Annotated in this window: 13 protein-coding genes; 4 read left to right on the top strand and 9 right to left on the bottom strand. The window is 72.2% G+C overall.

What is annotated here, in order from left to right:
- Nucleotides 1-25: 25 nt before the first annotated feature.
- Complete coding sequence (locus VFW24_03955; GenBank protein ID HEX5265904.1) at nucleotides 26-1786, bottom strand: cellulase family glycosylhydrolase; 1761 nt, start codon at nucleotides 1784-1786, stop codon at nucleotides 26-28.
- A 68-nt stretch (nucleotides 1787-1854) separates the two neighbouring features.
- On the opposite strand from VFW24_03955, the gene VFW24_03960 reads away from it, so the two are divergent.
- Entirely contained in the window at nucleotides 1855-2187 is a 333-nt protein-coding gene (locus tag VFW24_03960) for a Rieske 2Fe-2S domain-containing protein (protein HEX5265905.1), read from the top strand.
- Nucleotides 2188-2210: 23 nt separating this feature from the next.
- On the opposite strand, the gene VFW24_03965 is transcribed toward VFW24_03960, so the two are convergent.
- Together VFW24_03965 and VFW24_03970 are read right to left on the bottom strand one after the other, a co-directional pair.
- Nucleotides 2211-3461: an amidohydrolase family protein gene (locus VFW24_03965; protein HEX5265906.1), complete on the bottom strand. Its 1251-nt coding sequence runs from the start codon at nucleotides 3459-3461 to the stop codon at nucleotides 2211-2213.
- Between the two features lie 48 nt (nucleotides 3462-3509).
- Entirely contained in the window at nucleotides 3510-3845 is a 336-nt protein-coding gene (locus VFW24_03970) for a hypothetical protein (protein ID HEX5265907.1), read from the bottom strand.
- Nucleotides 3846-3876: 31 nt separating this feature from the next.
- On the opposite strand from VFW24_03970, the gene VFW24_03975 reads away from it, so the two are divergent.
- Together VFW24_03975 and VFW24_03980 are read left to right on the top strand one after the other, a co-directional pair.
- The gene (locus VFW24_03975; GenBank protein HEX5265908.1) at nucleotides 3877-4128 is read left to right on the top strand and encodes a lipoyl domain-containing protein; all 252 of its coding nucleotides are present in this window, start codon (nucleotides 3877-3879) and stop codon (nucleotides 4126-4128) included.
- Nucleotides 4125-5444, top strand: a complete 1320-nt coding sequence (locus VFW24_03980; protein ID HEX5265909.1) for an aromatic ring-hydroxylating dioxygenase subunit alpha — start codon at nucleotides 4125-4127, stop codon at nucleotides 5442-5444. Before VFW24_03975 ends, VFW24_03980 begins: the two co-directional genes overlap by 4 nt.
- A gap of 7 nt (nucleotides 5445-5451) precedes the next feature.
- Here VFW24_03980 and VFW24_03985 read toward each other — a convergent pair whose 3' ends face one another.
- From VFW24_03985 to VFW24_04010, 6 genes are read right to left on the bottom strand one after another with little or no spacing between them, the layout of a single operon-like run.
- Nucleotides 5452-6441, bottom strand: a complete 990-nt coding sequence (locus VFW24_03985; GenBank protein ID HEX5265910.1) for a pyruvate dehydrogenase complex E1 component subunit beta — start codon at nucleotides 6439-6441, stop codon at nucleotides 5452-5454.
- Nucleotides 6442-6467: 26 nt separating this feature from the next.
- Nucleotides 6468-7451, bottom strand: coding sequence for a thiamine pyrophosphate-dependent dehydrogenase E1 component subunit alpha (locus VFW24_03990; GenBank protein HEX5265911.1), 984 nt, complete (start codon nucleotides 7449-7451; stop codon nucleotides 6468-6470).
- Nucleotides 7452-7460: 9 nt separating this feature from the next.
- Nucleotides 7461-9092, bottom strand: coding sequence for an FAD-dependent oxidoreductase (locus VFW24_03995; protein ID HEX5265912.1), 1632 nt, complete (start codon nucleotides 9090-9092; stop codon nucleotides 7461-7463).
- 13 nt (nucleotides 9093-9105) lie between these two features.
- A complete protein-coding gene (locus VFW24_04000) occupies nucleotides 9106-10644 on the bottom strand; it encodes an acyl-CoA synthetase (GenBank protein ID HEX5265913.1) in 1539 nt (512 codons plus the stop codon).
- An 11-nt stretch (nucleotides 10645-10655) separates the two neighbouring features.
- Nucleotides 10656-11510 carry an enoyl-CoA hydratase-related protein gene (locus VFW24_04005; GenBank protein HEX5265914.1) on the bottom strand — a complete coding sequence of 285 codons (855 nt, stop codon included), beginning with the start codon at nucleotides 11508-11510 and terminating at the stop codon, nucleotides 10656-10658.
- 32 nt (nucleotides 11511-11542) lie between these two features.
- Nucleotides 11543-12406 (bottom strand): enoyl-CoA hydratase-related protein, encoded by an 864-nt coding sequence (locus VFW24_04010; GenBank protein ID HEX5265915.1) that lies wholly within the window; start codon nucleotides 12404-12406, stop codon nucleotides 11543-11545.
- 7 nt (nucleotides 12407-12413) lie between these two features.
- Between VFW24_04010 and VFW24_04015 the strand changes: the two genes are divergently transcribed.
- A partial coding sequence (locus VFW24_04015) for a hypothetical protein (GenBank protein ID HEX5265916.1) occupies nucleotides 12414-12917 on the top strand: 504 nt, incomplete at its 3' end.

Consider the following 12917-nt stretch of genomic DNA (forward strand, 5'->3'; position numbering starts at 1 on the left):
GGGAGCTGGCGCGCCCTCCGGCGTCCTAGCCGACTGTGACCGAGTAGACGCCGCGCCCCGTCGGATACACGAGCACCCGGGCCGTGCCGTCGGGCTCGGCCACGGTCCGGGCCGGCCGGGCGGCGCCTTGCACCGTCACCCGTCCGGTCGTGCCGGCCGGGAGGAAGATGACGGTCGGCACGCCGGACGTGTCGGCGGTCGCGGTCATCGTGAAGCTGCGGTGGTCAGGGTCGTAGGCGAAGCTGTCTAGGGTCCCGACCGTGGCCTGCGGATAGATCCGGGCCAGGTACTTCACCCGGGTGGGAATGGGCCCGAGGCTCTGGGCGGGCGGAGTGGCCGGGTCTCCGGCATAGACCGACCAGGCGTCGTAGCACTGCTTGACGGGCGTCCCGGCGGCACAGGAGCCCTTCCAGGCCCACAGGGTCGATCCCACCATGGCGGCGTCCTGGGCGGCCGTCTCGCCTTTGAGCACCACGTCGTCCTCTCCGGCCGAGTTGCCGTACTCCCCGGAGATCAGAGCGGCGTGCATGGACCGGGCCTCGGCGTCGGCCACCTGATAGGCCTGTCCGTAGGAGACCGGGTAGGGGCTCTCCTGGGCGGGAACACCGGCCTCGGCGTCGGCGGTGAACACGTGGGTGTAGGTGTGAGGGGCGTAGACGAGATTGGGATAGGTCGAGAAGGGCGCCGCCGCCTGGTCGGGTGCGTCCTCGAGGTTGCGCACCGCCATCGGCTCGAAGAAGAACGACTGGCGCCGGATGTGCGTGCCCAGGTCCCGGTACGCGCCCCCGGTCCCGGTGAGGGCGCTCATCACCCGGGAGTAGAACGGATACAGCTCGGTGGCGCTGAACACGGCCGGGGGGATGAACCCGGGCAGCGGCTCGTTCATGATCTCGTAGCCGACGACGGTGGGATCACCCCCGAAGCGCCGGGCCAGGGCGGCCATGGCGCCGATGTAGTGGTCCTGGAGTCCCGGACCCGGCGCCTGACCCTGCGCCACCGGCGGCACCCGGTTGAGCCAGAAGCTGGTGAAGGCCGCTTCCACGTAGGAGTTGAACTCGGCCACCCCAGCCGGGGCCTCGGCCGGTACCCCGTCGGTCAGCACTGCCCACGGCGGAGCCCCGTCGGCGTGGTTGGAGCTCTCGGGAGCGGGCCCGACGAGGGGGGCGGCGTTGACCGGGGCCGTGTCAGGCGTGAACCGGGAGTAGGCGTCCTGGTGCATGTCCAACAGGACGTAGATCCCCTGCTCCCGCGCCCATCCGACCACCTGGGCGATGCGGTCTAGGTAGGTCGTGCTGTAGCGGCCGGGGGTCAGCTCCAGCTGGCTCCACGACAGGGCTAGGCGGACGAAGTTGAAGCCGAGGGCACGCATCTGGGCCAGGTCGTCGTGCGACCCCGGATCGGTCGACTGCTCGTACTCGGGTAGCCCCGCCTGGACCTCGCACACCGGCGCCTCCCCGGCGCGGTGGGTCATGGCCGGGCACGTCCCGTCGTAGGCGGAGGCCTCGATCGGAAAGACCGGGGTCGGGCCCGGCTCCGCCCCGCTGGGGGTGGTGTAGAAGTCGTCCTCGACCCCGACGACGTTCACCCCTCGCAGGATCACCGTTCGCCCGTCGGGATCGACGATCCGGGGGCGCTGGCCGGCGGGATGCGAGACCGTCAGCCAGGGCAGGGTGCCGGAGGCGCCGGATCCGGGGCCTGCCCCGGGCGTCCCCGCCTCGGCTGCGGGCACGGCGAGGGAGACACCGGTGACGGCGGCCAGAACGACGACGAAGGCCCGACGACGCATGGGCAAGAGGTTCGAGCCGGCATGCTCGGCTCCCTGCCGGGGCCGGATCGACGCGTACGATCGTCGTCGTGTCCGAGTTCCAGGACGCCGCCCCCACCGACTGGGTGGCACCCGGTGAGACGGCCACCGTCGAGGTCGACGGCCGGCCGGTCACGCTCGCCAACGTCGACGGTGATTTCTACGCCTTCCCCAGCCAGTGCCCCCACCAGGGGACCGACCTCGGCGGGCTCAGCCTCCTGCGCGGCCGGCTCCTCCGCTGCCCCGAGCACGGCAGCACCTTCGACGTCACGACGGGCCAGTGCGTGCTCGCGTCGGACGACGGCTGGACCGGGACCCTCCCGCTCTACGAGACCCGGGTTGTCGAGGACGTCGTCCAGGTGAGCCTGCGCCCCCGGGCCTGACCGGCCGGCGCCACCATCAGGACCTAGGCGTAGCGGCCGACGCGCATCGCCTTCTCGAGTGAGCCGCCCATGATCCAGCCCTGCTGCTCCAGCGGCAGGTCGGTCACCACCTCGGAGTAGGCGAGGGGGTCGGCCATGCCCTCGGGATGGGGGAAGTCGGACCCGAACATGATGTGGTCCACCGGTATGCCGAGCTCGATCAGGCCCTTGGGGTCGGGCTCGTGGAAGGCGTGCACCCAGATGTTGCGGTTGAAGACCTCGACGGGGTTCTCGTCGAAGAGAACGGGCGCCTGCTCCCACGCCCGCTGCAGCTTGGCGTAGAAGGGGCGGATCCAGGTGCTCGCGAACTCCACCGGCAGGAACCGCAGCCGGGGGAAGCGGGTGGCGAGACCGTGGCCGATGAGAGAGGCCATGGCGTCGACCAGGCTGTCCTTCTCCGACATCAGCTTGAGGAAGGCGGGGCTGGCCTTCCGGGTGTGCCGGTCGATGCTCATCTCCTGGTCCCCGAGCCCCTCCCACTCGTTCACGTAGCGGTGGTAGCCGGGATCCCCCGAGTGCATGCCCACGGTGATGTCGAGCTCCTGCACCCGCTCCCAGAACGGATCGAACTCGGGCAGGGCGAACGACTTGCGCCCGCGCCACGTCGGCACCGGCGCCACCCGGATCAGGAACACCCTGGCCCCGCGCTCGTGGATGAACTCCAGCTCCTCCAAGGCCCGGTCCAGCACCGCCAGCGAGATGATCGGCGTGGCGAAGATGGCGTCGGAGTACACGTAGCTCCAGTGCTCGTGCATCCACTCGTTGAGGGCGTGGATCACGGCGCACGCCGCGTCGGGGTCGTCAGCGAGACGCTCCTCGATGGCGCTGGCCAGGGTCGGCCAGAGGAGGGTGCGGTCGATCCCCATCTCCTTCATCAGCTCGAGACGGGGCTCGGGGTCGAAGAAGGCGTCGATGCCCGGCATGGCGACCAGCTTGGTGAAGCCGACCCCCCGGCCGCCCTCCCCGAAACCCTTGCCGCCCTTGGTGACGTCGTAGCCCGCCCCCCCGGGCACGGCCACCTTGCCGAAGGTGGGATTGGGGATGTAGTTGGAGATGCGGTCCCTGATGGCCAGCTTGGTGCGGCCGTCGACCTCGACGTACTTGATTATCCCGCTGAAATCACGCGGGAGGAACTTGGTCAGCGCGTCGCGGTTCTCGTAGAGGTGGTTGTCGGCGTCGAAGGTCGGATAGGGGAGCTCCCGGTGGGTGACCTGGATGTACTCGGTGTCCGACATGGCGCCCCCTTGCTGGTCCGTGCGGGCCCATGATGGCACGAGGGCCGCTCAGCCGGTCCGGCGGTCGGTGATCGGCTCGTAGTAGAGAAGGGCCAGCGAGGACAGGTCGAGGGCGTCGCCCATCGGCAGGGCCCCGGACGCGAAACCGTCGGTCAGCACCTTGCCCGCCGCCTCCACGCTCTCCGCCTCCACCTCGTAGATCGCCAGGTACCGGTGGGGCGCGTCCTGCGCCGGCTCCGAGTCGGCCAGCCGGAAGCGCTGGGCGGCCACGAACCCGTCGAGGCGCAGGACGTCGGAGAGGTGCTGGCTGTCGTACCAGCGGTTGTACTCGTCCTCCTTGCCGGGCACGGGATTGGTGGACACGAGCATGGAGAAGCGGGGCATGGGCCCGAAGCTAGTCAGTACACTTTCGGCCGTGCCGGGCGGGGCTGACGACGTTCCCCTGCTGGTGCCGAAGCTGGGGATGGCCATGACCGAGGCCACGCTGCTGCAGTGGCTGGCCGAGGAGGATGCGCCGGTGGCCGAAGGTGATCCGCTGTACGTGATCGAGACCGACAAGGTCGAGACCGAGGTGGCGGCGCCGGCGCCGGGCCGGCTGCGGCGGGTCGGGGCCGAAGGCGCCACCTACCAGGTGGGGGAGGCGGTGGGTTGGCTGGTGACGCCATGACCACGGTTCCCCACGCCGTCACCGACCCGACGTTCGTCCCGGCGGCGCGCTACCGGAGCGCCGAGTTCTTCGCATTGGAGGCGAGCCGGCTGTGGCCGCGCGTGTGGCAGATGGCGTGCCGGCTGGAGGAGATCCCGGTGGTCGGGGACTACGCCGAGTACACGATCTGCGACCAGTCGATCCTGGTGGTCCGGGCCGCCGAGGGGTCGGGCCCGGACGCGATCCGGGCCTACCACAACGCCTGCCGGCACCGCGCCACCCAGTTCGCGGTCGGGAGCGGGCGGTTCCGCAGCGGGGAGATCGTGTGCCCCTTCCACGGCTGGAGGTGGAACCTGGACGGGACCAGCTCCTACGTCCTGGCCGAGGCGGGGTTCGAGCCCCGGTGCCTGGACGCCGGGGATCTGGCCCTCCGCGAGTGCCGGGTGGGCACCTGGGGGGGATGCGTGTTCGTGAACCTCGACCGCGACGCCCGACCGCTGGAGGAGGCGCTGGCGCCGGTGTCCGGTCTGCTCGATCCCCTCGGGGTGGACCGCATGCGGGTGCGGTGGTGGAAGAGCGTGGTGCTGCGCGCCAACTGGAAGATGGCGCAGGAGGCCTTCATGGAGGGGTTCCACGTGCCCCGGACCCATCCGCAGCTGACCCTGGGCGCGCCCGACCGCTTCGACCCCGACGGCCAGGAGTACTTCGTCCATCCCAACGGGCACTCCCACTTCCAGAACCGCTCGGGACGGGGAACGGGCCCGAGCAGCCCGGCGGCGGTGGCCGCCACCATCGAGTCCAGCCGCCTCCTCTACGAGGGCCTCGACGCCATGACCCTCGACAAGGACCTGTTCGTGATCGAGGGCCTGCGCCACTCCGCCGGGGCCGAGCCGTTCGGCGCCGCCGTGGTCAGGGCCATCTACGAGCACGCCGCCGGGGCGGGGATCGCCATGCCGCCGCCCGATCCGGATGCCATCGCCCGCTGGGGCGGGGTGTTCTTCCTGTTCCCGAACTTCTTCGTGCTGCCCCAGTACGGAAACGCCCTGCTGTACCGCAGCCGCCCCCTCGGCTCGGACCCCGAGGCCTGCCTGTTCGAGCTGTGGTCAGTGACGATCTTCCCCGACGGCCAGGAGCGGGGGCGGCCGGTGGCCCAGGGCCCGTTCCGCCCCGACGACGCCAACGCCTGGCCGACCATCCCCCGGCAGGACTTCTCGAACATCGAGCGCCAGCAGCGGGGCCTGCACACGCAGGGATTCGACCATCTGAGGTTGTCGCACCGCTACGAGGGCGGCATCTCCAACATGCACTGCGAGCTCGACGGCTACCTGGCCCGCTGAGCGCCGCTCACCACCCCGTGACCCGGCGCACCGCCGCCACGATCTCCCCCGGCCCGGGCAGCACCGAGCGCTCCAGGGCCGGGGAGGCCGGGATCGGCACGAACGGTGCCCCCACCCGCTCGACGGGCGCGGCCAGCTGGCCGAACAGCTCGTGCGACACGGTGGCGGCCAGCTCCGCCCCGGGACCGGCGAAGGTCGTGGCGGCGTGGGCAATCACCATCCGCCGGGTCCGGGCCGCCGAGGCCAGCACCGTTTCGAGGTCCAGAGGAACCAGCGAGCGCAGGTCGACGACCTCCGCCGAGACGCCCTCCCCGGCCAGCTGCTCGGCGGCGGCCAGGGCGTCGGGGACGGCGGGGCCGTGGGCCACGACGGTCACGTCGGACCCCGGCCGCTTGACCTCGGCCGAGCCGATGGGGATCGAGAAGGCGTCGGCGGGAACGGGCCCCTTGGCGCCGAACAGCCGGACGCTCTCGACGAAGACGCACGGGTCGTCGTCGAAGATGCACGAGGTCAACAGGCCCTTGGCGTCGCGCGGGGTGCTGGGCACCACCACCTTGAGACCGGGCACGTGGGTCAGCCACGCCTCCAGGCTCTGCGAATGGGTGGCCCCTCCGCCCGTGCCGGCGAACACGGCGGTGCGGATGGTGATCGGCACCGGGGTGCGCCCGCCCGACATGTAGCGCAGCTTGGCGGCGTGGTTTGCGATCTGGTCGAGGCAGATCCCGATGAAGTCCATGATCATGATCTCGGCGACCGGGCGCAGGCCGCCGAGGGCGGCGCCGATGGCCGCCCCGGCTATGGCCGTCTCCGAGATCGGCGTGTCGCGCACCCGGTCGGCACCGAAGCGGGTCGACAGGCCGCGCGTCGCCCCCACGATCCCCCCGGCCGGGTCGGCCACGTCCTCGCCGAGGAGGATCACGGCGTCGTCGGCCGCCAGCGCCTCGGCCAGTGCCAGGTTCACGGCCGACCGCATGGTCAGCTCGGTCTCGTCCGCCATCGGGTCCCCCGTCCCTCCCGCTCCGGCTAGGCGCCGGCGTACACGTCGGTGAGCGCCGACCCGGGCGAAGCCGCCGCCGCCTCCATGGCCCCCCGCCACGCCCCCTCGACCTCGGCCGCCGCCTCCGCGTCGACGGCATCGGCCGCCGCCTCGTCGAGGACCCCGGCCGCCACCAGCCGGGCCCGGAAGCTCGTCACCGGATGGTTGGCGCGCGCCGCCTCCAGCTGCTCGGGCGGGATGTAGGCCATCGGGTCCCCGAAGTAGTGGCCCCACAGCCGGTAGGTCACGCACTCGACGAGGGTGGGGCCGCCGCCGGCCCGGGCCCGAGCCACCGCCTCGGCCGCCGCGGCGTGGACGGCGAGCGGGTCGTTGCCGTCCACGGTCACACCGGGGATGCCGTAGCCCGCCACCCGGTCCGAGACGCGCGTGACCCGTTGCACGTGCTCGATCGGGGTCATCTCCCCGTAGCCGTTGTTCTGGCACACCAGCACCACCGGCAGCTCCCACACCGCGGCCAGGTTGACGCCCTCGTGGAAGGCGCCGGTGTTCACCGCCCCGTCACCGAAGCTCACCGTTACGACGCGGTCCTCGCCGCGCGTCCGGGCCGCCAGGGCCAGGCCCACCGCCACCGGTATCCCGGCCCCGACGATCCCCGTCGAGAGCATCAGTCCGTGCTCGGGGTCGGTCACGTGCATGGTGCCGCCCTTGCCCCCGCAGCACCCGGTGGCCCGCCCCGCCATCTCGGCCAGGATCGGCTCGAGCGGAACCCCCTTGGCCAGCTGGTCGTGCAGGCCCCGGTAGGTCGTGACCATCCAGTCGGTCGGGGCGAGCGCCGCCCCCACCCCCGCCGCCACCGCCTCCTGCCCGGCGCACGGCCAGTACGAGGCCAGCAGCTCCCCCCGGGCGATGCCGTCGCGGATGCGCTGGTCGGCGACCATGATGCGGGTCATGGTGGTGAGCAGGGCCACCAGCAGCTCGCGGGGCTGACCGGACACGGCGTCGTCGGGCACGCGGCGACCCTATCCAGCCGCCGCCGGGCCGGGCTCCCCGGCCGCGGTGGCCCCGGCCAGGTAGCCCCACGTGACCGCCATCCCGATCGAGCAGCCCCCGCCGAAGTAGGCGGGCCCGGCCGGGCTGGCGGCGGCGTTGCCGGCGGCGAACAGGCCCGGGATCACGGCGCCGTTGACGTCGAGCACCCGGGCCCGCGAGTCGGTGAGCGGGCCGCCCTTGGTGCCGACGCAGCCCGGGTGCACCTCGAGGGCGTAGTACGGCGGCTCCTCGATCGGGCCCAGGTTGGGGTGGGGGGCGGTCGGGTCCCCGTGGAAGCGGTCGTAGTAGCTGTCCCCCCGCCCGAAGTCGGGGTCGCGTCCCTCCCGGGCGAAGCGGTTGAACCGCGCCACCGTCTCCTCCAGCCCTTCGGCGTCGATGCCCAGCCGGCCGGCCAGCTCCGCCAGGGTGCCGGCCCGGATCAGCCAGTCGGGATCCGCGCTTCCGGGCCGGGCGGCCGCCACGGCGTAGCGCCGGCGGTACTGGGCGTCCATCAGCGACCAGCACGGCATGTTGGCCCACCGGTAGCCACGGGGGGAGAAGGCGTAGAAGGCCTTCATCATGTCGTTGTAGTTGGCGGCCTCGTTGACGAAGCGCCTGCCGTCGCGGTTGACGACGATGCAGTGCGGCGCCGTCCGCTCCGTTCCCACGAAGCGGCTGAGGGGCCGGTCCTCGTAGGTGTCCCCCGGCAGCGACGACGCCGGGTACCACCACGCCTCGGTCATGTTGGCGAGGGCGGCGCCGGCCTCCATGGCCATGAGCAGGCCGTCCCCCTCGTTGTAGGGCGGGGTGGTGGGATGGGTGAGGGGACCGGGGAGGAAGCTCCGCTTCAGGTCCTCGCTCCACTCGAAGCCGCCCGACGCCAGGACGACCGACCGGGCCCGCAGCTCGACGGCGCCGCCTCCGTCCGCGGGCTCGTGGACCACGCCGGCCACCCGCCCGTCCTCCCGGAGGAGATGGCGGGCCCGGGCCCCGGTGGTCACGCTCACCCCGAGGTCCAGGCAGCCCCGGAGCAGCGCCGCCACCAGCGCCCGCCCCACGGTGAGCCGCCCCCCGGCCGCCCGGGCCTTGACCTCCTCCCCGTCGAACTTCTCCGGCGTGTACGCCAGCTGCCAGGTGACGGTCTGCTCCTCGAGGGTGATCGGGAGATGCAGCACCGGCGCCGGCCGCAGCCGCCCGGCCCACGGCCCGAGCACGGTGGCGTCGAAGACGTCCGGCTCGAGCATCCGTCCCGTCCGCCTGGCCCCCTCCATCTCGGGGTGGTAGTCGGGCCAGGACATCGAGTGGAGCCGGAGAGGGGTGCGCGCCTCGAGGTGGCGGACGGCGACGGGCGCGGTGTCGACGAACGTCTCGATCAGCTCGTCGGGCATCCTTCCCGCCACCATCCGGCGGCAGTAGGCGAGCGCCTCCTCCCTGCTGTCCCCGGCGCCCGCGGCGGCCATGTGGTGGTTGCCGGGCACCCAGATGCCGCCGCCGGACACCGCCGTCGTGCCCCCCACCTTCGACGAGCGCTCGAGGACCGTCACCCGGGCCCCGGACGCGGCGGCGGTGACCGCCGCCGCCAGCCCCGCCGCTCCCGATCCCACCACGACGACGTCGGTCACGCGAGGGCTCCGGTCACAGGAGGCGGGTGCGGTGGCCTTCCCAGTATCGCTCGCGCAGCCGGCGCTTGTACAGCTTCCCGTTGGGGTCCCGGGGCAGCTCGCGCTCGAAGTCGAGCGTGCGGGGGCACTTGTAGGCGGCCAGGTGGGCCCGGCAGTGGGCCAGCAGCTCCTCGGCCAGGTCGGGCCCGGCCCGCTCCCAGCGGAGGGGCTGCACGACGGCCTTGACCTCCTCCCCGAAGTCGGGATTGGGCACGCCGAACACCGCCACGTCGGCCACGTCGGGGTGCATCACGAGGACGTTCTCCGCCTCCTGCGGGTAGATGTTCACCCCGCCCGACACGATCATGAACGTGGCCCGGTCGGTGAGGTAGAGGTAGCCCTCGTCGTCGACGTAGCCGACGTCCCCGAGGGTGCGCCACCCGCGGTCGTTGCTGACCGAGCGGGTCTTCTCGGGGTCGTTGTGGTACTCGAACGCCGGTCCGCCCTCGAAGTACAGCGTCCCGGCCTGGCCCGCCGGCAGCTCCGCGCCGTCCTCGTCCACGACGTGCACCGCGCTCATGGGACGGCCGACCGAGCCGGGGTGGGCCAGCCACTCCTCGGGGCCGATGAAGGTCCCGGCAAAGCCCTCGGTGCCGCCGTAGTACTCGTAGATGATCGGCCCCAGCCACTCCATCATCTGCTGCTTGACCTCGACCGGGCACGGGGCGGCGGCGTGCACCACGTACCGGAGGCTCGACACGTCGTAGCGCCGGCGCACGTCCTCCGGCAGCTTCAGCATCCGCACGAACATGGTCGGGACGAACTGGGCGTGGGTGACGCGGTCGCGCTCGATCAGCTGCAGGGCCAGCTCGGGGTCGAAGCGCTCCATGACCACGCTGGTGGCGCCCAGCCGCATGACGGCCATGGTGAAGTTGAGGGGGGCGCTGTGGTAGAGCGGCGCCGGGCTCAGGTACACGTCGTCCGGCGTCATGCCGTACCGGTCCCGCAGGCTGGTCTCCACCGCGCCCTGGGCCCACGAGCCCTCGGGGCCGGGCAGCGGCCGGTGCACCGCCTTGGGCCGGCCGGTGGTCCCCGACGAGTACAGCATCTCGGTGCCCTGCGACGGCTCGGGCGGACCGCCGGTCGGCATCGCGGCGGTGGCCTTGGCGTACTCCAGGTAGCCGTCCAGTCCGCCGCCCACCGAGTAGCGGACCTGGACCGCCGGGTTGCGGTCCACCAGTCGCTCGGCCAGCTCGGCCATCGACGCGTCGACGAACAGGGCCTTGGCCCCCGAGTCGTCGACGATGTACTCGACCTCCTCGAAGGTGAGGTGGGTGTTGACCGGCGTGTAGTACAGCCCCGAGCGCTGGGCCGCCCACGCCACCTCGAGGAACTCCGGGCTGTTCAGCAGCATGACGGCCACGCCGTCCCCGCGGCGCAGGCCGGCGTGGTACAGCAACTGGGCGGCGGCGTCGGAACGGGGGAGCAGCTCCCCGTACGTCAGCGTCTCCCCGGACGACATCACCAGGGCGGTGGCCTCCGGCCGGGACGCGCCGTGGTCGGAGAGGTCCATGGCGGCGCCGGTCAGTCGGCCGCCGCGGACTGGGCGTGGCGCTGCGCCATCTCGGCCGGCTTGATCTGGCCCTGGAGCACCTGGCCGATCAGCGCCTGCACGTCCTTGGCGGTGGACGCCAGCGCCACCAGGTCGTTGGAGCTTTGCCAGTGCACCCGCATCCCCATCAGCTCCCAGGCCCGCTTGAGGTTGGCCTTGGTGGCCATCAGGGTGGTCAGCGGCGCCTGGGAGATGTGGCGGGCGATGTGCTCGACCCGGTCCTCCAGCTGGTCGCGCGGGACGACCTCGTTGACCAGCCCGACGGCCAGCGCCTTCTGGGCGTCGATGACCTCGCTCAGGTACAGGTAGTAGGCGGCCCGGCGCCAGTTCATGAACACCCACGGCTCGATCGAGCACTCCCCGGAGGGCATCCCGAACCCCTGCAGGGGCGGGTACTGGAAGTAGGCGTCGTCCGAGGCGATCACGATGTCGGTGGTGAGCCCGTAGTGGGTGCCGCCGCCGAGGCAGTAGCCGTGGACCTGGGCGATGGTCGGCTTGGAGAACTCCCAGAGGTTGAGCACCGGGCGCACGAAGACGTCGTACTGGCCCTTCCACGGGGTGCCGATGCGCTCGCTGCCCTCGGCGAACTCCGGGTAGGCGGTGTTGGTGTCACCGATGACGTGGCCGGAGCAGAAGCCCTTGCCGTTGGCCTTCACGACCAGGACCTTGATGTCGTAGTCCCGGTCGGCGTCGAGCAGGGACTCGTCGACCTCGCGGGCGAGGGTCGAGTCCTGGGCGTTGGCCTTCTCGGGCCAGTTCAGGATGACCCGCGCCACCGAGCCTTCCTTCTCGTAGATGACCCGCTCGCGCTCCACCCGGACGTCCATCGGTCGTTCCCCTCCCCGTCGGCTGCGGCAGGCTATCCGGTGGGCCCGGGGGCGGCCGGGGGCGGTTCGGAGCCGCGGGCCACGAAGTCGCGGGGCTTGAGGCCGGAGCCGATCAGCTCGGACCGCAGCGCCTGAACGTCGGACGCCGCGCCCACCAGGTTGGTGAGGATGTGGCTGACCTGCATGTGCACGCGCATCCCCATCAGCTCCCAGGCCCGCTTCACGTTGCTCTTCACCGCCATCAGCGTGGTGAGCGGTATGCGCGAGATGGTGCCGGCCATCTCCTCGACCGTCGACTCGAGATCGGCGCGGGGGACCACCCGGTTGAGCAGGCCCCACTCCAGCGCCTGGGCGGCCGTCAGGGTCGGCGCCAGCAGGAACCAGTCCATGGTGCGGTGCCAGTTCATGGTGATCCAGGGCTCGATCATGGTGTGGCCCCCGGGCTCGCCGAGGCTCTGGGCCAGCGGCATCTGGAAGTAGGCGTCGTCGGACGCCACCACGAAATCGGTGAGCAGGCCGAGGTACACGCCGCCTCCCAGGCAGTACCCGTGGACCTGTGAGATCGTGATCTTCGGGAACTCCCACAGGTACAGCGTGGGCCAGAGGAAGAGGTCGGCCGTGCCCTTGTACAGGTCCTCGAAGGTCTCGCCGAACTCCGGGTACGGCTCCTCGCCGGGACCCCAGCGCGCCACGTGCCCCCCGCAGAAGCCCTTGCCGTTGGCCTTCAGCACCACCACCTTCACATCCCGGTCCCGGTCGGCGTCGTGCAGGCACGCGTCCACCTCCCGGACGAGGACCGAGTCCTTGGTGTTGGCCTTCTCGGGCCGGTTGAGGATGATGCGGGCCACCGGGCCGTCCTTCTCGTAGATGACGGCCTCGAGCTCCCTGCGGTCCATCGCGGCGATGGTAATGGTGGCCGTCGCCGCCTCCGCCGCCGGGTGCGGAGGGGGAGCCGCCCGCAAGGCCCCGTCGGCCACCCGGCGCGCCCCGACCACGAGAGCGGCGGTCACGACCACCACGTCGCCGCCTCCGACGACCGCGCCTCCCGCCCCCCCGCTGCGGTGGGCGTCGTGCGGGAGCCTCCAGTGCGCGACCCTCGAAGTGCCGCTCGACTACGCCCACCCGTCGGGGTCCCGGATCGGCCTGGCGGTGACCCGCCGGCCGGCGCTGGACCCGGCCCTGCGGATCGGGTCGCTGGTCATCAACCCCGGGGGGCCGGGGGACTCAGGCGTGGACGACCTGCCGACCGAGCTGCGGATCATCGGCCCCGAGGTGCAGGACCGCTTCGACATCGTCTCCTTCGACCCCCGGGGGGTGGCCCGCAGCGACCCCGTCCGGTGCGGGGCGCCGGGCCCGTCGACGGGCCTGCTGCCGGACCCGGCCCCGACCGACGCCGCCGGGCGTCCG

The organism is Acidimicrobiales bacterium, assembly GCA_036273495.1.
GTDB lineage: Bacteria > Actinomycetota > Acidimicrobiia > Acidimicrobiales > JAJPHE01 > DASSEU01.